This window comes from Herbaspirillum sp. alder98 (genome assembly GCF_020179755.1).
GTDB lineage: Bacteria > Pseudomonadota > Gammaproteobacteria > Burkholderiales > Burkholderiaceae_D > Herbaspirillum.
The window spans coordinates 591,146-611,021 of sequence record NZ_JAIUCY010000001.1 but is presented as its reverse complement, the minus strand read 5'-3'; the positions used below and the strand labels follow the sequence as shown (position 1 = coordinate 611,021).

Sequence of the window (19,876 nt, the reverse complement as noted above, 5' to 3'; positions counted from 1 at the left end):
TTTTCTAGGGATGGCTCGAATTTCGGGGAAAAAATGATTCGTTTAGTGTTGCTGCTGCTGGGGGCGGATTTCATCCGTCGCAACTGGCATGTGCTGGCCACGGCCGGTGTGGTGTGGGGCGCCATTGGCGTGTCACTGATGATCGATGCGCTCGACGGCGTGCTTAATTTTCCTTTGCAGCTGTTCGGCTACCTGCTGCTGGTCGAAAGCCTGGTCACGCTGGTCGTGGCCAACAGCGGCATCGGCGCCCAGAAGACGCTGCGCTACGTCAAGGGCGGGCTGTTCCTGCTGATCTCGATCCTGATCATTTCGCCGCATCACGCCAGCGGCATGGTGCTGGCGATGCTGTTCGGGGCCGCATTCGCCATCGGTGGCGGCTTGCAGATCACCTCGGCGGCGCTGGTGCGCTTTCCACGCTGGCGCATGGCGGTCGCCGGCGGCGGCGTGCAGATACTGCTGGCGATCGTGTTCTTCCAGCCTTATCCCACCCATTACAAGGGGACGGTGCCGTTCTGCCTGGCGCTGGGCCTGATCTTTGGCGGCTGGAACATGATCTGGCTGGCGCTGCGCTCGCGCATGCTGCCGCAACGGGTATCGGTCGACATGCTGGACGAACACAACGAAGGCGACGACCGGCCGTTCGACGCCGGCCTGTATCGGGGCGACGAAGCCAAGCCATCGTTGCGCATGGGAGGCAAGGGCCAGGGCCCGGCAGCGGCCGCGAGCGCGCCGCTTAATGCTGCGGCCGCGGCTAGCGCCGTGCCGCCTTCGCAGCCCGAGATCATCGACGATCAGGCATTGGAGGGCGGGTTGCCGCCGCTCACCGTCCACGTCTGGACGCCGACCGGCAGCGCCAAGGGGCCGGCCCGGCGGCAGCCGGTGGTCGACCGCTATATTGCTGCGGTCGACACCAATGGCGTCATCTCGACCGGCCACGCCGCGCTCGAGATCCAGCCCGATCTCTACATAAGCCTGTATCCGGCGCAGGAAATCGACCGCTCGCCCGACCAGTTCGCGCGCCTGTTGCGCGCCACCGCCGAAAACGATGTCGGCGGACGCTACCTGACCGACTATCGCAGCGAAGCTGCCGCCTGGTGCGAATCGACCGAGAAGATCGTCTTCCGCGATTATCATCGTGCGCATCTGGATCGTTTCTGGGCCGGCTATCGCAAGCGCGAAGTCTATAACCTGACCTATCGCAATTGCTCCAGCACAGTCGCGCGCGGGCTCGAGGCGGCGCTTGAAGGCGTCATCGGCCGACGCGACCGGCACTGGTTCAATGCGGTGCGGATGATGCTCACCCCCGAGATCTGGGTCGCCAGCCAGATTCGCAAGCGCGCCTTGACCATGGCGTGGACGCCGGGCCTGGTGCTCGACTACGCCCGCGCGTTGCGGGCGGTGGTGCATCCGCGGCCCCTGTCATGGAGCGCGTCGCTGCAGCTGGCGATTCGCCAGAGCCGCCGCTTGCGCGAAGTCTGGCGCGCGCGTCGCCGTTATGCCGAGCGGGGCGCCGCGCAAGATAACTGAAGTCAGCGACAGGCGCTCGCGCCAACGGGAAAGGGATCAATGCAACCGCAAGTTCAGCCGCAAGTTCAGCCACCACAGGAAAGCTGGTTCGACGCCGCCGATGGCACCCGCCTGTTCTGCCGCGACTGGCCGGTGGCCGGCGCCAGCGCAGCCGTGCAACTGGTGCATGGACTGGGCGAACATGGCGGGCGTTATGCGGCGCTGGCGGCGCTCTTCAATGCGGCGGGCCTGTCGGTGCGCATTTGCGATCATCGCGGGCACGGCAACTCGGGCGGGCGCCAGGGCAGCCTGATTCGGCCGGATGATCTGCTGCAGGACCTCAAGCTGGTGTTCGACGACTTTGCGCGGCGCCAGCGCTGCACGCCCTTGCTGTTCGGCCACAGCCTGGGTGGCCTGGTCGCGGCGCGCTTCGCCACCGGCGCATTCAGTCCGGTGCGCGCCCTGATGCTGTCGTCACCGGCGCTGGCACTGGACCTGACGCCCGGCCAGCGCCTGCTGCTGAAGGCATCGAGCTGGCTGGCGCCGGGCTATTCGTTGCCCACCGCCTTGCCGGCAGAACGTATTTCGCACGATGCCGCACAGGTCAGCGCCTATCGTCGTGACCCACTCAACCACGGCAAGATCGCGCCGCGCATGCTCAACTTCATGCTCGATGCGATGGCCCAGGTCGAGCGCGATGCAAGTACCTTCACCCGGCCTGTGCTGCTGCAGGTGGCCGGCGACGACGCCTTCGTGGCGACGCGCGGCAGCCGGGCTTTTTACCAAGCCCTGCCGGGCGACAACGGCACCTTGCACTGGTACGACCAGGCCTACCACGAGTTATTCAATGAAGAAGCCGCCATCAGGCGGCAGGTCGAAGACGATTTGCGGCGCTGGCTGGCCCAGTTGCCTGTAGATCGACTTGAAGATAATTGACGGTAAATTACCAGTGTAAAGGCGCCGGATGACGCTTTTGAGCGTCAATCGGAGGGCCGCAACGCCCTCAAGGCTGGCCGCTGGGGGTATTGGCGAAGGCGCAACGGCTGTCGAAACCGACGAAGCCAGGCGCGCAGGCACAGCCTTCGAGCGCCAGCAGCAGCGCGATTGCGGCGACCGAGGAGGTGAGACGCTTCATGCGTGGATCTTTCGTTCGGGTGGCAAACGATCGAGTGTAATCGGTGACGGCTTATTTGCAAGCGGGTGCGCCGCACGCCAAATGGAACCAGCGCGGGAAAAAAAGATAGCAACAGAGATATCAGCCTTGCTGATAAAACAAAAAGCGGCTTGTCCGCATTGCAATGCGACAAAAACCGCTTTCCGAAATACGCCTGATGAGTCGCATCACATTGCCGACCCAGGTTCAACACGGGTACGACAGGTGCTGCCAGCCGGTTATTACTTGGCCGACATCATGTAACGCGCGACCATGGCGCCGATCAACAGGGTGTAAGGCAGGACGTCGACGAGAATGTTCATGATTTGCTCCGCAAGAAAAAGTGATCTGTTGCGTTGCAATATATGCCGTCGCGTGGCGCACAGCCAATTTTGAATCCCAATATCAGTTATCTGTTTCTTGAATAACTGAGTCGAACTGCACGCGGGAAAGTCAATTTTTTTGAAAATCCCTTTAAAAACAAATGCTTGTGCAAGTTATTCTCAATGCAAGAGTGCGAATGTGGTGCGTGGCTGCGTTACGCTCGGCGCATGGCTGTGACCTCTGAACCACATTCATTTCTACTGTTATTGGGCCAGCGAGATCTTCAGGCCGCGCGTATCGGAGCTGATGCGTACCCGGTAGGCGCCGCCGTTCTTGACCTCGACCACGACCTTGTTCTGGTCGGTGGTGGCCGTATTTGTGAGTCCTTGCGCCGGCTTGACGCTGAAGGTGTAGCTGCCGGGCTTGAGCCAGATGGTCAGGTGTTCGCCGCCGATGATCTGCGCCAGCACCACGTCGTTGATCGCCAGTTCCAGCATCTGGCTGTTGAACAGGCCGGCGTCACGCCGGAATTCGATGGCCGACAGACCTGCATCCTGCTGGGTCATGCTCTTGATATAGACGCGCGCCGGGGGGATCTCGCCGGTGGCGGTGCGGGTCACCGGCGAGGCGCATCCGGCCAGGGCAATCACGGCGGCGCAGGCGGCCAGGGTCTTGATCATGTTGTTGTTCCTTCTGTGATGGTGTCGGGTTGGGCTGGGGTGCCGCGAACCGGCAAAGATAACACGGCAAGTAAGACGGGATAGCGCGATATCAACCATCTGCTTGCTGCAGCGCCAGCAGGTGGCGTTCGATTTCGAAGACATGCGCGTCATCGGTGCCCAGCTCGCGCAGCGCCTGCGCCAGCATCAGCAAATAGTCGCTGTTGCGCCCGCTGGGCCCTTCGGCCAGGGCGATCTGGCGCGCAATGGCCTGTTCGCTGGCCGGTCCTGCAAAGGCCGCATTGTCCTCGGCGGCGATATAGATCAGGCCTTCGACCGTTGCGTCGTGATCCAGGTGAATGGTGGTGACCAGTCGCAGGTAGCCATTCTTTTCACGATGGTCGAGGTGCGCGAAGACTTCCGGCGTGACCAAGTAAGCCATGCCGGCGCAGATGGCGTCGGCTTGCGGCGTCAGCGTCACCACCCGTCCCGGGGCCTGCGGCGTGCCGCGATGATCGTGCGACCCCTGCCAGAAACGGCGCGCCCAGCCCGTGATGTAGGCGGCCCGACGCTCGAGATAGGGGAAGTCAGCCTTGAAGATGATCGAGCCATAGCCGAACAGCCAGACGCTGGCGTGGCTGTCGAACTGTTTCATGCTCTGGTTGATGGCGATGGTGTTGACGGACATGAAGCGCTGGCGAAGGGTGAACGGGAAGCTGCTGGAGGGGAATTATAAATCGCGCAACACATGCCCGCCGCCGCCCGGGCCGAACTATCCGCCAGCCGGGCGCAAGTGAAGAACAGGCGGGTAAAAGCGCAATTGCTCCCGCTTTGCGATTGGTCTGACCAGTCAGGTTGGGTGGTAATATCGCCGGAGGTTTTGCCGTCAAGAAACAATAACAAGGCTTGCCAGGAGCAGCCACAGCGAGACCCCGTCAAAAATTATCAAAAAATTCAGGGAAGAGAACATGAACATCATTCGTAACATGGGCATCGGCCGCCGCCTGGCGCTCGGCTTTGGCCTGGTATTGGCTTTATCCATCGTGATCACCTCGATCGGCTACTGGCGCTTGCAGGCCGTGTCCGAGGCCACGCATGAAATGATGCAGCAGCCGCTGACCAAGGAGCGCTTGATCTCCGACTGGTACGCCAACCTGTATGGCGGCATTCGCCGCACGCTGGCCATCGCCAAGAGCGCCGATCCGTCGCTGGCCGAGTATTTCGCGGCCGACGCGGCAGCCTCTTCCAAGAACTCGGCAGAGACCCAGTCCAAGATCGAGCCGCTGATCCATAGCGAGGCCGAAAAAGCCGCCTTCGCGCAGATTGCGGTGGAGCGCCGGGCCTACCTGGCCGGTCGTGACGAGATCAACAAGGTCAAGGCCACCGGCGACCTGGCCGAAGGCAATCGGGTACTGGACGAGGTATTCGTGCCTGCTGCCAATCGTTACCTGGCCTCGATGCAGAAACTGCTGCAACTGCAACGTGACGAGATCGACCACACGGCCGCCGAGATCGATGCCGTGGCCGCGCGCAGCAAGCTGCTGCTGCTGGTGCTCGAAGCCCTGGCGCTGGCTTTCGGCGTGTTCAGTTCGTGGTGGCTGGCCGCCAGCATCATCGGCCCCTTGCGCACCGCCGTGGATGTCTCGCGGCGCGTGGCGCAGGGCGATCTCTCGGCCGAGATCAAGCCTGCCGGGCGCGACGAGACCGGCCAGTTGCTGGATGCGCTGCGCGAGATGAACCTGAGCCTGCGCAACATCGTCAGCCAGGTGCGACACGGCACCGATACCATCGCCACTGCCACCGGCGAGATCGTCACCGGCAACCTCGACCTGTCGGCACGCACCGAGCAACAGGCGGGTTCGCTCGAAGAGACCGCCTCGGCCATGGAAGAGCTGACCTCCACCGTGCGCCAGAATGCCGATAACGCCCGCCAGGCCAACCAGCTGGCGGCATCGGCCTCGACCATCGCCAGCCATGGCGGCGAAGTAGTGGGGCAGGTGGTGCAGACCATGAGCTCGATCCACGATTCGTCGAAGAAGATCGTCGACATCATCAGCGTGATCGACGGCATTGCGTTCCAGACCAATATCCTGGCCTTGAATGCGGCGGTGGAGGCCGCGCGTGCCGGCGAACAGGGACGCGGCTTTGCGGTGGTGGCCTCCGAGGTGCGTTCGCTGGCGCAGCGCTCGGCCTCGGCCGCCAAGGAAATCAAGGGCTTGATCGATGACTCGGTCGACAAGGTGGGGGCTGGCAGCAAGCTGGTCGAACAGGCCGGCCAGACCATGCGCGAGGTGGTCGAGAGCGTGCGGCGCGTGACCGATGTGGTGGCCGAGATCAGTGCCGCCAGCAGCGAGCAGAGCACCGGCATCGAAGAGGTCAACCGCGCCATCACCCAGATGGATGAAAGCACCCAGCAGAATGCGGCGCTGGTCGAGCAGGCGGCCGCTGCCGCCCATTCGATGCAGGACCAGGCGGCCAGCCTGGCCACGCTGGTCAGCGTGTTTCGGCTGCAGGCTGGCCTGCCGCCGGTGCGCGGCCACGACGACGGGCGCACCATCGATATGGCCGCGCCTGCCGCGCGGCTGCGGTACTGAGTATCGAACGCGCCGGGATGGCGCTAGAATGCGCATCAGGTCGATGACGTCGGGCGGCGTCATCCCTTTCAGGGGAACATCATGCGTATCATCTTCATGCTGCTGACGCTGTGCGTCGGCGTGGTGCTGGTCGGTTGCGAAAAAACCGATTTCGAAAAGAAGTCCGCGGCCGATGCCGATGCGCGGCGGATCTTCAATCTCAAGCGCGACGAATCGAAATAGCGCAGCGGTCCGGTCCGCAATCGCAGGCAGACGTAAAAACAGCAGGCTGTGCCTGCTGTTTTTTTTGCGGATCGAGAAGGCCGGGGGCAGTCCGCTCAGTGATGGGCTGCCACCACCGGCGCACGCAAGGCCTCGGCGCATTCGCGCACCAGGGCCGGACCCTGGTAGATCAGCCCGGTATAGAGTTGCACCAGCGAAGCGCCGGCATCGATCTTGGCGCGTGCATCGGCGCCATTGAAGATGCCACCAACCCCGATGATCGGCACCGCATCGCCCAGTTCGGCGCGCAGCCCGGCGATGACCCGGTTCGACAGTTCCAGCACCGGACGCCCCGAGAGACCACCGGCTTCATCGGCGTGCGGCATGCCGGCCACGGCATCGCGGGTGATCGTGGTATTGGTGCCGATGACGCCGTCGATGCCATGACGCAGCAGCGCGTCGGCCACGTTCTTGACCTGTTCGGCATCCATGTCGGGTGCAATCTTCAGCGTCAGCGGTACATAGCGGCCATGGCGATCGGCCAGTCGGCGCTGCGCCGACTTCAGTTGCGACAGCAGGGCGTCGAGTTCGGAGGCGCCCTGCAACTGACGCAGGTTCTTGGTGTTGGGCGACGAGATATTGACCGTCACGTAGCTGGCATAGGGATAGACCTTTTCCAGGCAGTGCACGTAATCCTCGGCAGCGCGCTCGATGGGGGTATCGGCGTTCTTGCCGATGTTGAGGCCCAGCACGCCCTGTTTTTCCTGGTAGAAGCGCGAGGCCTGGACATTGGCCACGAAAGCGTCGACCCCGCCATTGTTGAAGCCCATGCGATTGATCACGGCGCCAGCCTCAGGCAGACGGAACATGCGGGGCAGGGGATTGCCCGGTTGCGCGCGCGGCGTGACCGTGCCGACTTCGATAAAGCCGAAGCCCAGCCCCGCCAGACCGTCGATATAGGCGCCGTCCTTGTCGAGCCCGGCGGCCATGCCCACCGGATTGGGAAACTCGATCCCCATCACCGTGCGCACGTCGCGCGCCGGCCTGGCAATGACATCGGTCAGGTGATAGCGAGCAGCGCAGCGCAGCGCCGGCAAGGTCAGGTGGTGGGCGGTTTCGGGCGCCAGGGAGAACAGCAGCGGACGCGCAAGCGCGTAGAGGAATTTGTCGGACACGATGGGGTGCTGGGCGTTGAAAAGTGCCGCTATTCTAACTGCTGAAGTGGACCTGCCGGCGCCCGGCGTTGCAGATGCAATACAGGTGATTCAGACCTGCAAGGTATTCCAGGCGCCGTGCTGGTAAGCCTCCAGCGGACGGAAGTTGGTCTTGTAGGCCATCTTCGGGCTGGCGCTGATCCAGTAGCCCAGGTAGACATAGGGCATGTCCAGCTGGCGCGCCTGTTCGATCTGCCACAGGATATTGAAGGTGCCCAGGGAAGCGCCCGGCAGGTCCGGATCGAAAAACGTGTAGACCGACGACAGTCCATCGTTGAGCACATCGATGATGCTCACCATGCGCAGCACGCCGTCGGGCTCGCGAAACTCCACCAGGCGGGTGTTGACCTTGCTCTGCAGCAGGAACTGCGCGTACTGGTCGCGGCTGTCCTGGTCCATGCCGCCACCGGCGTGGCGCGCCGATTGATAGCGCAGGTACAGCTCGTAATGCTCGTGGGCATAGGTCAGGTTGGTGACCAGCGCCACCAGCTGCTGATTGCGTTCCCAGGCGCGGCGCTGGCTGCGGTTGCTGGCAAAGTCGGCGACCCGGATCCGTACCGGCGTGCAGGCATTGCAGCCATCGCAATAGGGCCGATAGGTGAAGATGCCGCTGCGGCGAAAGCCGGTCTTGACCAGTTCGGAATAGACGTCGGCGTTGATCAGGTGAGACGGGGTGGCGACCTGCGAGCGAGCCTGCTGGTGGTCGAGGTAGCTGCAGGGATAGGGCGCGGTTGCATAGAATTGCAGGGTCGAGAACGGCAGGTCTTTGAGATGCGTCATGGGCGTCCTGTGCGTGCTTTATGTGCAGCCCGGCAACCGGCGGCCATTACGGCGTTGCCGGATGATGAACCATGGCATTAATTTACACCAATTTCAGAAAGCCTGGCGCCGCGCTCACCGGACATGCGGCGGGATGCCGGTCTCCAGCAGATCCAGCGGTTGCCACTGCGCAATCTGTGGCGCGCCGATGGCGCCGTGCAGATGATCCAGGAAGGCATCGCGCGAAATCGGACGCGCGCCCAGCGAGGCCAGGTGCGAGGTTTCCTGCTGGCAGTCGATCAGTTCGACGCCGTGATGACGCAGGAAGAACACCAGGTGCGCCAGCGCCACCTTGGACGCATCGCTGACGCGGGCGAACATCGATTCGCCATAGAACATGCGGCCGATCGATACGCCATAGGCGCCGCCGACCAGTTCTCCATTGAGCCAGACCTCGGACGAGTGGGCATAGCCGGCGCGGTGCAGGCCGCTGTAGCCGTCGACGATTTCAGGCGAAATCCAGGTGCCTTGCTCATGTCGGCGCGGTCCCGCGCAGCCCAGCATGACTTGCTCGAAAGCAGTATCGAAGGTGACTTGCCAGAGGCGGTCGCCGTGACGGCTGCGTTCGATGCGGCGCAGGGTTTTCTTGAGGCTGTCGGAGACCACGAACTGGTCGGTGCGCAGCACCATGCGAGGATCGGTGCTCCACCACAGGATCGGCTGGCCTTCCGAGAACCAGGGGAAGATTCCCTGGCGATAAGCCTCCAGCAGCCGCGGCGGCGACAGGTCGGCGCCGGCCGCCAGCAATCCCGCCGGGTCCTGCAACGCGCGCGAGACATCGGGGAAGGGGGTGTCGATATTGAGCCAGGCGATCATTCAACGTGCCATGCAAATGCCATCAGATCATGCGCCGCCGGATGTCCTCGGTGTGCAGCGTGAAGCTGCCTTCACCACGACTGATCTTGTGCAGGTCGGCAAAGAAGGCGCGCAGGGTGAACTCTACCGTCGGAAAGGCGATGTCCTGCCACGGAATCTGCTGCTCTGTATAGAGGCCCACTTCCAGGCTTTCGACGCCGGCCTTATAGTCGAGGTCGAGCAGGTCGGCCCGATAGAACAGGTGTACCTGGTGCACATGTGGCACGTTGACGATCGAGAACAGCTCGTGCAGGCGAATGCGGGCGCCGGCTTCTTCCTCGGTCTCGCGCATGGCGGCGTCGCCGGTGGTCTCATCGTTTTCCATGAAGCCGGCCGGCAGCGTCCAGTAACCAAGGCGCGGTTCGATGGCGCGCTTGCACAGCAGTACTTGCACCTGGCCGTCCTGCTCCCAGACCGGGATCGAACCGACCACCATCTTGGGGTTCTGGTAATGGATCGTGCCGCAACTGGTGCAGACGAAGCGTGGCCGGGTGTCATCCGCAGGAATCTGCTGGGCAACCGGCTGACCGCATTCGGAACAGAATTTCATAGAAGAGGATCGTCGTGACTTGGCTGGCTTTTTTATGGGAGTTGCATGTGTCTCGTTGCAGGCCGGTGGCATTCCCTGTCGACGAGGGGACCGGCGCGCGCCATCGCAAATGCGGAGTGAAGTGTATCACTGTCAAAAGATGACAGAGAGTGTTTGCATTCTATTTGGAAGTGCCCTATAATTGCTTTCTTCAGACGCGGGGTGGAGCAGTCTGGCAGCTCGTCGGGCTCATAACCCGAAGGTCGTAGGTTCAAATCCTGCCCCCGCAACCAAATTGTAAAAGCCGTTGAATGCATTGCGTTCAGCGGCTTTTTGCATTGGTCGCGTCGTTCCTGCGCGGCCATCCTTCATCACATTTCAACTGTAACAATCGAAGGTGCGGCTGAAACAGTGCCGACACGTCGCATGCGCATCATTGATCTCAACCCGAATGCATTCAGGCACTCGGCTCACTTGATCGATACGGAGGATGTCATGCGTTTTTCCCTGATGATTGCAGGTCTGTTCTTGTCCCTCAACGCACAAGCCGCATTTGCCGGCGTCATCGGCGATGTCGCCCGCGGCGTGTGGGATGGCTATGTGTTCCTGATTACCAACTGGATCTGAAGGCCGGACCGGTGCGTTGCAGGCATCACCGGGCGTGTCGCTCTTGCCCGAACTTGAGCAGGTTTCCGTCCGGATCGATGACGTATAGCTCATCCATTCCCCAATCGGTTTGCACCACTTCACCCAATGAAGGGATGCGCTGGCTCAGTTCGGCGTGGACCGCCCGGATATCGGCCACCCGCAGATAGCAGGACGTGTTTTCCGCGATATGCCGGTCCGCGCAGGTCCAGAAATGCAGTTCGGTGCCGTCGCGTTGGGCAATGCCATAACCTGCCTCGGCGAAATGATGGACCTCGAAGCCGAGCGCGGTTTGATAGAACGCCAGCGTGCGCGGCAGATCGAGGCTGGCCAGTACCGGAATGGCTTTTCCGAAGAGGGGAGGCGTCATTATTTTCCTTGGTGCGCAAAATGACGCATTGTAAGCAGAACGTCCCTTTTTTCTATCGTTATCGGCCAATTCGAAAGTGATACGATGCCAGCTTCTTCATGGAGGACAGTATGGAAACACCCGAAACGCCCGAAACGCCCCAGACATCGGCGCCAATCGATCCCTGGGTCGCCCGTGCCGACGAGCTCAAGGGCAAGATGGAAGTGCTGCTCGAAGTGCAACTGCACGAGTACGAGGTGATGAACGCCAAGCTGGAAGCCTGGAAACAGGATTCCGAGGCCGGTCACCTGACCGTGGATGACTATGAGCCATGGCAGGCGGCATTGAAGAACCTGGAGCAGGCGCACCGCGAATTCGATGCCCATCTCGCCACGCGGGTGGTCGATACGCCCAGCGAGACCAAGTAATTCCGCATCAGCCAGGCGTAGGTAGCATCAAATGAAGAGGGCCCGCCATGTGCGGGCCCTCTTCATTGGCGCGATCCGGCCGTTCAGGCCTGGCGAGCGCTGCGACGGCCGCGTCCCCAGCGTTCCACGCAATCGAGCAAGGCCTGCATGTATTCGTCCGGCGCATCCGGCTTTTGCAGGTATTCGTTGGCGCCCGCATCGATCAGGTCGTGCATGGCAGGCGGGTATTGGGCGTCGGCAAAGACCACGATCGGGATGCTGCGCGTGGAACGGCCTGCGCGCATGGCGCGGATGAAGTCGAGGCCATTGTTTTCCATCATTGCCGGATCGAGCAGGACCAGGCGCGGCAATTGCCGGTCGGCGCCGGCGCGACGCGCGTGCAGCAGGCGCTCGCGGGCGGCATCGGCATCGTCATACCATTGCAGGATGCAGTGGAAATTGCTCCGCCACAGCGCAAAGCGCGCCAGTTCGACGGCTTCGCCGTGCGATTCAATCATCAGGATGATTGGCGGTTTCATGATCGGTACCCCTGTCCTTCGATGCAATGTGGTGCGAATTCTCGTTCTCACTGGGCGGGATGGCGGCCCATGGTGTATGCGTCTGAGCCAGTTTCACAAAAAAAGGACGCCCCACATATCATGAAATTCCTGATGGGGTGGGCTCGCTGCAACGGTTGGTGGGCGGGCGGTTGCCGACCATCGTCACGAATTTGCACGGCCGTCGAGCGCAGCGCCCGGAAATAGGGTGTAATGTCGCCTGCGCTGCGCGAACGTGACCTGTACGTGAGCGCTCGAGGTTTTTTCAAAGGCAGGCGACATCAGATCGCCGCCTTGCAAGCCGCCAGGGAAATGGGGCTTGGCAAGTTCTTCCAGCCGCCGTCCGGACGGTGGCACGGGGCTTGCTGCTGAGTTGGCGGGCTATGCAGCCTTAGCATATGCCCGCAATTGAACAGGCAGACATCATCATGAACGCACAACTGAATACTGCGTCGTCCGAACCGACGACGCCCACGCTGGACATCCTCAAGACCCTCATCGGTTTCAACACCATCAGCCGCGAATCGAACCTGGGTTTGATCGAATGGGTCCGCGACTACCTGGAGCGCCATGGCGCCACCACCCGCCTGACCTATGACGCCGAGCGGCGCAAGGCCAACCTGTTTGCCACCATCGCCGGCGCCGCCACCACGCCATTCGGCACCGTGTTCTCGGGGCATACCGACGTGGTGCCGGTGAAGGGGCAGAACTGGGACAGCGACCCCTTCGAGGCCCGCGTCGCCGACGGCAAGCTGTTTGGTCGCGGCGCCTGCGACATGAAGGGATTCATCGCCGTATGCCTGGCGCGCCTGCCGGCCATCGACCAGAACCGCTTGCATACGCCGCTGCATTTCTCGTTCTCGTATGACGAAGAGGTGGGCTGCCTGGGGGTGCGCGAACTGCTGGCCGATCTGGCCCAGCACCAGATCAAGCCGACCGGCGTGATCATCGGCGAGCCGACTTCGATGCAGGCCGTTATCGCCCACAAGGGCAAGCGTTCCTATCGCTGTTCGGTGCATGGCCATGCGGCGCATTCGTCGTGTCCGCACCTGGGCATCAACAGCATCGACTATGCCGCCATGATGCAATTGAAGATTCGTGAGATCGCCCAGCGCGTGCGCCAGTCCGAAGCGCAGGACTATGATTTCGACGTGCCTTACTCGTCGATCTGCACCACCCTGTCCAATGGCGGCAATGCGCCCAACATCATTCCCGACAAGGCCGAGTTCGTGTTCGAGCATCGCTTCCTGCCCGGCGTCGATCCGCAGCAGGTGTTCAACGAGGTGAAGGCCTTCGCCGAGAGCGAGATCGAACCGCAGATGAGCATCGACGGCGCGCGTGGTCGCATCGAGTTCGAAACGCTGACCGCTTATCCCGGCATGAGTACGCCGGCCAACGATCCCTTGGTGGCATCGGCCCTGCGCATCCTCGGCAACGAGCGCGCCAAGAAGGTCGGCTTCGGCACCGAAGGCGGCCTGTTCGGCGAAGCCGGCATGCCGGCGGTGATCTGCGGGCCGGGCGACATCGCCCATGCCCACAAGCCCAACGAGTTCGTCACGCTGGAACAACTGGCGCGCTGCGAAAGCTTCTTCGACAATTTCGTGGCGCAATCCAACCTGCAATCGGCCTGATCCAATCTGACGTAAAAAAGGCGCTGGTCCGTGAGGATCCAGCGCCTTTTTCTTTGCCCGGCAGCGTCAGGCGGTCGCGCGCGCGCGTCGATCCAGCGACGCCGAGAACGCCACCGTGACCATGCCCAGCAGGGCGACTGCGGCGCCGATCAGGGGCAGGTCGGTCAGTGGCAGGCCGGCCGCAATGGCCACCCCGCCGACCCAGGCGCCGGTGGCATTGCCCAGGTTGAAAGCGCCCTGGTTGAGGGTCGAGGCCAGGTTGGGGGCGCCGCGCGCGGTGTCCAGCACGCGTACCTGCGCGGCCGGCACCACGGCAAAGGCAAATGCGCCCCACGCAAACATGGTCACCAGGGTCGGCCACTTGTAGTGGCTGGTCCACGAGAACAGGCCCAGCACGATCGCGATGCAGACGAACATGGCGCACATCACGGGCATCAGTTTCCAGTCGGCCAGCTTGCCGCCGACCAGTCCGCCCACGGTAATGCCGGCGCCGAACAGCAGCAGCACCCAGCTTTCCTGCTGGGTGGTGAAACCGGTCACATCCAGCAGGATGTAGGCGATGTAGGTGATCACGGTAAACATGCTGATCGAGGCCAGGGTCGAGGTCAGCAGCGACAGTTGTACCTGGGTCGACAGGATGGAACGGAATTCCTGGAAGATATCGCCGCCCTGCATGACGATCTTGCGTGGCAGCATGGTCCACAGCATGATCGCGGCCACCACCCCGATCACCGTGACCGCGCCGAACGTCGAGCGCCAGCCGGTGGCGTGACCGAACGCGGTACCCAGCGGCACGCCCAGGATGTTGGCCACGGTCAACCCGGTAAACATCAGCGCCACGGCCTGCGCCCGTTTGTTGGGCGCCACCAGTTCGGCCGCCACCACCGAGCCGATACCGAAGAAGGCCGCATGGCAGAACGCCGTCACCACCCGCGCTACCATCAGGAAGGTATAACCGGGGGCGACCGCACACAGGATATTGCCGAGGATGAACAGCGCCATCAGGCCCACCAGCGCCTGCTTGCGCGGCCACTTGGCGGTCACGATGGCCAGGATCGGCGCGCCGGCAGCCACGCCCAGCGCATAGCCCGATACCAGCATGCCGGCCGCCGGCGCCGACACGCCGAGATCGCGCGCGACATCGGGCAGCAGGCCCATGATGACGAATTCAGTAGTGCCGATGCCGAAGGCGGCAACGGCCAGGGCAAACAAGGGCCAGTTCATGCGGGTTCCTGGTGGGGGGCGGGGAAGCGGGGAAAAACGACAGCCGACATGTTACCGGTTAGCTGCAAACGCTGCACGGCGCGTCAGCCATCGGCCCAGCAGGTTCATCAACGCGCCATACGCGGGCAGGAAGAACAGCAGGCTGATGACGATCTTGACGCCGTAGTCGACCAGCGCGATCTCGCCCCAGTGGGTCGCCATGAACGGGTCGCTGCTGCGCCAGAAGGCGATCGAGAAGAACGCCAGGGTATCGCTGGCATTGCCCAGCACCATCGATGCGGCCGGGGCCAGCCACCAGCGGCTGCTCTGTCGCAGTCGATTGAAGACCTGCACATCCAGCACTTGCCCCAGGGCATAGGCCATGAAGCTGGCCGCCGCGATGCGGGCCACGAACAGATTGAAATGCGCCAGCGACGCCAGCCCCTGCCACTGGCCCTGGTAGAACAGGGCCGACACCAGGTAAGAGATGAACAGCGCCGGCACCATCACGGTCATGATGATGCGTCGCGCCAGCGGTGCGCCGAAAAAGCGCACGGTCAGGTCGGTGGCCAGGAAGATGAACGGGAAGCTGAAGGCGCCCCAGGTGGTGTGCAGACCGAAGACGATTACCGGCAACTGCACCAGGTAGTTGCTGGAGGTGATCACCACCAGGTGAAACAGCGAAAGCCAGACCAGCAGCACAGCGTGCCGCCGCAGAACGAGGGTTGTCATATGGACCTTTTTGACGAATGGGGTTAGGGAACCCATGGATGAATTTTCCTGCCGGCGGGACCGCCGGCAGGGGCGCTACTTTACCACAGCGCCGTCAGCGGGATGGCCGCCGGGCGCCGTTCACGGCCAGGTAGACCGCATACACCGAGGTGGTGGCGGTAATGAAAAGACGGTTGCCGCGCGGGCCGCCGAAGACCACGTTGGAGACCACTTCAGGCACCAGGATCTTGCCCAGCAACACGCCATCGGGCGCGTAGCAGTGCACGCCATCGCCAGCGCTGGTCCAGATGTTGCCGCGGTCGTCCAGGCGGAAACCATCGGCCAGGCCGGGATCGATGGTGGCGAAGACCGCACCGCCGCGCAGCTGCCGGCCATCCACCACATCGAACACCCGGATATGGTGCGGGCCGTCGGCACGGTGCGACAGGCCGGTGTCGGCGATATACAGCTGCGATTCGTCCAGCGAGAAAGCCAGGCCGTTGGGTCGTTCCAGCTCGCCGCTGACGATGCTCAACTCGCCCGTGGCGCCATCGATGCGATAGACGTTGCAGGCGCCGATCTCGGTCTCGGCCTGGTGCCCTTCGTAATCGCTGTTGATGCCGTAGTCGGGGTCGGTGAACCAGATCGAGCCATCCGATTTCACCACCACGTCGTTGGGCGAGTTGAGGCGTCGGCCCTGCCAGTGCGAGGCCAGCGTGGTGACGCTGCCGTCATGTTCGGTGCGCACCACCGCCCGGCCGCCATGCAGGCAGCCGACGATGCGACCCTCGCGGTCCAGCGTGTTGCCGTTGTTGAACTGCGCCGGCTGGCGAAACACGCCGCCGCCGGCCCCTTCCGACCAACGCATCAGGCGATTGTTGGGGATATCGCTCCAGATCAGCTCTTCGGTGGCCGGCAGCCACACCGGGCCTTCGGTCCAGCGGCAGCCGGTATGCAGGCGGTCGAGCTGGGCGGTGTCGATCACCATGCGGCGAAAGCGGTCGTCGAGATGCTGGAAGGGCGAGTCGGGCAGGGACATGCAGGCTCCTCTGTTGGAAGGGTGAATGGGGTCAGCGATACTGGCGGCGGCGTGCCGACAGCACGATGACCGCGATGATGATCACGCCGGTCAGGACCGAGCGGCCGCCGGCCGACAGGCCGATCACGTTGAGCAGGGTATTGGTGAAGTACAGGAACAGCGCCGCGCCCCAGATGCCGGCCACGCTGGCGCGACCACCGGTGACGCTGGTGCCGCCGATGACCACCACCGCCACCGACATCAGCAGGTATTCGCTGCCCATGTCGAGCGAGGCGCCGCCCGAAAAGCCTGCGATCAACAACGCACACAGGGCCGCGCAGACCGCGCACAGCACGTAGCACAGGCAGCGGATGCGCTCCACCGAAATGCCGGCCAGCCATGCCGCGCGGGCATTCTGGCCGACCGCCGACAGGTGCCGTCCGAACAGGGTGCGGGCCAGGATCCAGGCCAGCGCCAGCGTCACCACCAGCACTGCCCAGGCCAGCAGCGGCAGGCGCAGCAGCCAGCCGGTAGCGAAGTTGGCCAGCAGTTCGGGCGGCGTGATCTTGAGGCCTTGCCCGCTGTGAATCGCCAGCGACTGCAGGATGAAGGCCGACGACATGGTGGCGATGATCGGTGGAATCTGCAGCAGTCGGATCAGCGCGTAGTTGCACAGCCCGATGGCGACGCCCAGCAGCAGCGCCACGCCGATGCCGGTGGCCAGTCCGCCATCTTCGCCGCCCATGGCGCGCACCGCCACCGCGCCGGTCAGGCCGATGGCGGCCGGAATCGACAGGTCGATGTTGCCCGGTCCGGTGGTCACTACCAGCATCTGCCCCAGTCCGACCAGCGCCATCAAGGCCCCGAACGACAAGGCCGAGAGCGCGATATTGAAGGCCGCCTGCGGCCCGGCCACGGCCAGCGTGGCCAGCCAGAGCAGGGCTGCGCCAATGAATGACCAGGCCCATGGGCGCTGTTCGAGTGCATCCTTGATCGGTTTCATTTGGCGACTCCCCGGCGGCCCAGCAGCGTGCGCAGCGACAGCACCACGATCAGGATCGCGCCTTGCAGGCCGATCTGCCACTTGGGCGCGATTTCAAGAAACGACAGGAACGACGCCGCGATGCCGAGCGTGATGGCGCCCAGCGTGGCGCCGATGGGCGACACCTTGCCACCGATGAAACTGCCGCCGCCCAGGATCACTGCGGCGATCGACACCAGCGTATAGCGCTGCGCGATATTGGCGTCGGCCGAAGTGGTCAGCCCCACCAGCGCCAGCGCCGAGAGGATGCCCAGGATGCCGGCCAGGCCATACATGAGCGCCTTGGCGCGCACCACCGAGCCGCCGCTCCTGACGATGGCCTTGGGGTTGCCGCCAGCGCCGCGCAAGCGCACGCCGGGCGCCGAGCGCATCAGGAACCAATGCGCCACGGCAGCAATGACGAGGGCGTAGACGATCGGCGTCGGCACCAGCGGAATGGCCAGGTTCATCAGGTCCTGCAACCACTGCGGGGTGGCGCCGCCCGGCATCGGCAGCAGCACCAGCGCCCAGCCGCCCCAGACGAACGACAGGCCCAGCGTGACCACGATCGACGGCAGGTTGAACATTTCGACCAAGGCGCCGATGGCCGCATACAGCAGCACGCAGCCGATCATGGCCGCGATGGCCAGCAGCGGTTGCTCGGGCAGCCAGGTGACCGCAATGCACGACACCAGGCTGACGAAGGCGCCGATCGACAGATCGAGATCGTTGACGGCGATGATGCACAACTGCGCCATGCTGGCCAGGATCATCGGTACCGCCAGGTTGAGCAGCAGGCCCAGCCCGAAGTAACTCATGGTGTTGGGATTGATCCAGAAGATCGGCGCCAGCACGGCGGCCAGCGTGACCACCGGCAGCAGCAGGGTCTGGATATCGTGACGGGGCAGGGCGCTCATGCGCGGGCTCCTTCCAGGGGACGGGCGGGGGTGGACGGGGCTTGCTTGTTGTTGCCGAACGAGGCGGCGATGATGCGTTCTTCGGACAGTTCGTGGCGCGCCAGGGCCAGCGTCACCTGGCGCTGGTAGAACACATAGGTATGGTCGCAATATTCCAGTTCGTCGTTTTCGGTGGTGTACCAGACGAAGCTGCGCCCGCGCGCCGCTTCGGCACGGATCAGGCGATACATGTCGACCTTGGTGCCGAAGTCGACCCCGCGCATCGGGTCATCCATCAGGATCAGGTCGGCATCCGACGCCAGGGCACGTGCAAACAGCACCTTCTGCTGGTTGCCGCCCGACAGCGACAGGATGTTATGCGTCAGGTCGGGAGTACGAATGGCGATGCGTTCATGCCACTGGGCGCCCAGTTCGCGTTCCTGCGCACGGTCGACCACGCCATGGCGCGACAGCGCCGGCAGGGTGCGGATGCTGAGGTTATGCAGGATGCTCCAGAGCGGAAAATTGCCATCCCGCGCGCGGTCGCCCGCCACGAAGGCGACTTTCATGCGAGCGCGATGCTGCTCGAACAGCCGCACCAGCATCTCGGTCTGGCCTTGCCCGGCCAGGCCCGACAGCCCCACCACCTGGCCGCGTCCGACCTGCAAGGCGCGCACCGGCGAGTCGCTGCCCAGGCTGACTTCCAGCAACGGCGTCAGGTCTTCCGGCGTCGCGGCCTGTTCGGCCTGGCGCTGGATCTGCTTCTGGTCGGCGTGGCCCATGGCCTGCACCAGCGATTCGCGGTTGAGATTGCTGCCCAGGTCCTGCAAGACCAGCTTGCCATCACGCATGACGGCGATGTGGCTGCAGCAGTCGAAAATCTCGCCCAGCATGTGCGAGATGAACACCAGGCTCATGCCATCCTGCAGCCGGCGCCGGATATAACCGGTCAGGCGCGCGGCGGTCTGGGCGTCCAGGCTGGAGGTCGGCTCATCCAGGATCAGCAGGCGCACCGGCGCGTCCACCACCACGAAGGCGCAGGCGATCTCGACCATCTGGCGCTGGGTGATGGTCAGTTCGCCGGCGGTGCGATCGGCGGCGATGCCATGGCCGGGGAAGATGTCGTCCAGCATCTGCGTCACCAGCGCGGTGGCGCGCCGGCGCCAGCCGAAGCCCTTGAGCGCAGGATGAAACACGCACAGGTTCTCGGCCACCGACAGGTTCAGGCACAGTGACAGCTCCTGGAATACGCAGCGCACGCCGTGGCGATAGGCGCCGCGGGTCGAATAGCCTGGCAGCGGCTGGCCATCGATGGCCACCTGGCCCTGGTCGCAGGCCAATACCCCGGCCAGCACGTTCATCAGGGTCGACTTGCCGGCGCCGTTGTGGCCTACCAGGCCCCAGCACTGGCCGGGGCCGATGTCGAGGCTGACGTCCTGCAAGGCCTTGACCGGCCCGTATGATTTATCGATGTGCGACAGACTGCACAGCGGCGCGCCAGCGGCGACGCGAGAAGAAGGAGAGGCGTTCACGTGGATGATCCCGTCTGTTGAAGAGACGTCCCGGCGGCTGCGCCGGGACGCC

Annotated in this window: 22 protein-coding genes and 1 tRNA gene; 8 read left to right on the top strand and 15 right to left on the bottom strand. The window is 63.6% G+C overall.

Features of this window, described 5'->3' with window-relative positions:
• Window positions 1-33: 33 nt before the first annotated feature.
• On the top strand, window positions 34-1,527 hold the full coding sequence (locus tag LBW87_RS02925; protein WP_225199923.1) for an HdeD family acid-resistance protein: 1,494 nt from the start codon (window positions 34-36) through the stop codon (window positions 1,525-1,527).
• A 39-nt stretch (window positions 1,528-1,566) separates the two neighbouring features.
• Complete coding sequence (locus LBW87_RS02920) at window positions 1,567-2,442, top strand: alpha/beta hydrolase (protein WP_225199922.1); 876 nt, start codon at window positions 1,567-1,569, stop codon at window positions 2,440-2,442.
• Between the two features lie 67 nt (window positions 2,443-2,509).
• On the opposite strand, the gene LBW87_RS23840 is transcribed toward LBW87_RS02920, so the two are convergent.
• The 3 genes from LBW87_RS23840 to LBW87_RS02910 form a co-directional block, all read right to left on the bottom strand.
• Window positions 2,510-2,641, bottom strand: coding sequence for a hypothetical protein (locus LBW87_RS23840; RefSeq protein WP_265112837.1), 132 nt, complete (start codon window positions 2,639-2,641; stop codon window positions 2,510-2,512).
• 605 nt (window positions 2,642-3,246) lie between these two features.
• A complete protein-coding gene (locus LBW87_RS02915) occupies window positions 3,247-3,663 on the bottom strand; it encodes an NAD-GH domain containing protein (RefSeq protein WP_225199921.1) in 417 nt (138 codons plus the stop codon).
• 91 nt (window positions 3,664-3,754) lie between these two features.
• Window positions 3,755-4,330 carry a gamma-glutamylcyclotransferase gene (locus LBW87_RS02910; RefSeq protein ID WP_225199920.1) on the bottom strand — a complete coding sequence of 192 codons (576 nt, stop codon included), beginning with the start codon at window positions 4,328-4,330 and terminating at the stop codon, window positions 3,755-3,757.
• 280 nt (window positions 4,331-4,610) lie between these two features.
• On the opposite strand from LBW87_RS02910, the gene LBW87_RS02905 reads away from it, so the two are divergent.
• Both LBW87_RS02905 and LBW87_RS02900 read left to right on the top strand, forming a co-directional pair.
• Window positions 4,611-6,236, top strand: a complete 1,626-nt coding sequence (locus LBW87_RS02905) for a methyl-accepting chemotaxis protein (protein ID WP_225199919.1) — start codon at window positions 4,611-4,613, stop codon at window positions 6,234-6,236.
• An 81-nt stretch (window positions 6,237-6,317) separates the two neighbouring features.
• Window positions 6,318-6,458 (top strand): hypothetical protein, encoded by a 141-nt coding sequence (locus LBW87_RS02900; RefSeq protein WP_225199918.1) that lies wholly within the window; start codon window positions 6,318-6,320, stop codon window positions 6,456-6,458.
• 95 nt (window positions 6,459-6,553) lie between these two features.
• On the opposite strand, the gene LBW87_RS02895 is transcribed toward LBW87_RS02900, so the two are convergent.
• The 4 genes from LBW87_RS02895 to LBW87_RS02880 all read right to left on the bottom strand — a co-directional run bounded on the left by LBW87_RS02895 (window position 6,554) and on the right by LBW87_RS02880 (window position 9,875).
• Complete coding sequence (locus tag LBW87_RS02895; protein ID WP_225199917.1) at window positions 6,554-7,612, bottom strand: quinone-dependent dihydroorotate dehydrogenase; 1,059 nt, start codon at window positions 7,610-7,612, stop codon at window positions 6,554-6,556.
• Between the two features lie 90 nt (window positions 7,613-7,702).
• Window positions 7,703-8,431, bottom strand: coding sequence for an arginyltransferase (locus LBW87_RS02890; RefSeq protein WP_225199916.1), 729 nt, complete (start codon window positions 8,429-8,431; stop codon window positions 7,703-7,705).
• A 114-nt stretch (window positions 8,432-8,545) separates the two neighbouring features.
• The gene (gene aat, locus LBW87_RS02885) at window positions 8,546-9,286 is read right to left on the bottom strand and encodes a leucyl/phenylalanyl-tRNA--protein transferase (protein ID WP_225199915.1); all 741 of its coding nucleotides are present in this window, start codon (window positions 9,284-9,286) and stop codon (window positions 8,546-8,548) included.
• A 22-nt stretch (window positions 9,287-9,308) separates the two neighbouring features.
• Complete coding sequence (locus LBW87_RS02880; RefSeq protein ID WP_225199914.1) at window positions 9,309-9,875, bottom strand: NUDIX hydrolase; 567 nt, start codon at window positions 9,873-9,875, stop codon at window positions 9,309-9,311.
• Window positions 9,876-10,070: 195 nt separating this feature from the next.
• Between LBW87_RS02880 and LBW87_RS02875 the strand changes: the two genes are divergently transcribed.
• Together LBW87_RS02875 and LBW87_RS02870 are read left to right on the top strand one after the other, a co-directional pair.
• A tRNA-Met gene (locus LBW87_RS02875) sits at window positions 10,071-10,147 on the top strand.
• A gap of 133 nt (window positions 10,148-10,280) precedes the next feature.
• Entirely contained in the window at window positions 10,281-10,481 is a 201-nt protein-coding gene (locus LBW87_RS02870) for a hypothetical protein (protein WP_225199913.1), read from the top strand.
• A 25-nt stretch (window positions 10,482-10,506) separates the two neighbouring features.
• On the opposite strand, the gene LBW87_RS02865 is transcribed toward LBW87_RS02870, so the two are convergent.
• A complete protein-coding gene (locus tag LBW87_RS02865; RefSeq protein WP_225199912.1) occupies window positions 10,507-10,869 on the bottom strand; it encodes a bleomycin resistance protein in 363 nt (120 codons plus the stop codon).
• 110 nt (window positions 10,870-10,979) lie between these two features.
• On the opposite strand from LBW87_RS02865, the gene LBW87_RS02860 reads away from it, so the two are divergent.
• Window positions 10,980-11,276 (top strand): hypothetical protein, encoded by a 297-nt coding sequence (locus LBW87_RS02860; RefSeq protein ID WP_225199911.1) that lies wholly within the window; start codon window positions 10,980-10,982, stop codon window positions 11,274-11,276.
• An 83-nt stretch (window positions 11,277-11,359) separates the two neighbouring features.
• Here the strand turns inward: LBW87_RS02860 and LBW87_RS02855 are convergent, their stop codons facing one another.
• Window positions 11,360-11,794 (bottom strand): response regulator, encoded by a 435-nt coding sequence (locus LBW87_RS02855; protein WP_225199910.1) that lies wholly within the window; start codon window positions 11,792-11,794, stop codon window positions 11,360-11,362.
• 446 nt (window positions 11,795-12,240) lie between these two features.
• Here LBW87_RS02855 and argE point away from each other — a divergent pair, with 446 nt between their 5' ends.
• Window positions 12,241-13,443 (top strand): acetylornithine deacetylase, encoded by a 1,203-nt coding sequence (argE, locus tag LBW87_RS02850; protein WP_225199909.1) that lies wholly within the window; start codon window positions 12,241-12,243, stop codon window positions 13,441-13,443.
• Window positions 13,444-13,509: 66 nt separating this feature from the next.
• Here the strand turns inward: argE and LBW87_RS02845 are convergent, their stop codons facing one another.
• From LBW87_RS02845 to LBW87_RS02820, 6 genes are all read right to left on the bottom strand, one after another.
• Window positions 13,510-14,667, bottom strand: a complete 1,158-nt coding sequence (locus tag LBW87_RS02845; protein ID WP_225199908.1) for an MFS transporter — start codon at window positions 14,665-14,667, stop codon at window positions 13,510-13,512.
• Window positions 14,668-14,718: 51 nt separating this feature from the next.
• Window positions 14,719-15,378 carry a 7-cyano-7-deazaguanine/7-aminomethyl-7-deazaguanine transporter gene (locus LBW87_RS02840; protein ID WP_225199907.1) on the bottom strand — a complete coding sequence of 220 codons (660 nt, stop codon included), beginning with the start codon at window positions 15,376-15,378 and terminating at the stop codon, window positions 14,719-14,721.
• 94 nt (window positions 15,379-15,472) lie between these two features.
• On the bottom strand, window positions 15,473-16,396 hold the full coding sequence (locus LBW87_RS02835; protein WP_225199906.1) for an SMP-30/gluconolactonase/LRE family protein: 924 nt from the start codon (window positions 16,394-16,396) through the stop codon (window positions 15,473-15,475).
• A 31-nt stretch (window positions 16,397-16,427) separates the two neighbouring features.
• Window positions 16,428-17,378 carry an ABC transporter permease gene (locus LBW87_RS02830; RefSeq protein ID WP_225199905.1) on the bottom strand — a complete coding sequence of 317 codons (951 nt, stop codon included), beginning with the start codon at window positions 17,376-17,378 and terminating at the stop codon, window positions 16,428-16,430.
• A complete protein-coding gene (locus tag LBW87_RS02825; RefSeq protein WP_225199904.1) occupies window positions 17,375-18,313 on the bottom strand; it encodes an ABC transporter permease in 939 nt (312 codons plus the stop codon). Before LBW87_RS02825 ends, LBW87_RS02830 begins: the two co-directional genes overlap by 4 nt.
• Window positions 18,310-19,824: a sugar ABC transporter ATP-binding protein gene (locus tag LBW87_RS02820; RefSeq protein ID WP_225199903.1), complete on the bottom strand. Its 1,515-nt coding sequence runs from the start codon at window positions 19,822-19,824 to the stop codon at window positions 18,310-18,312. Before LBW87_RS02820 ends, LBW87_RS02825 begins: the two co-directional genes overlap by 4 nt.
• Between the last annotated feature and the right edge of the window lie 52 nt (window positions 19,825-19,876).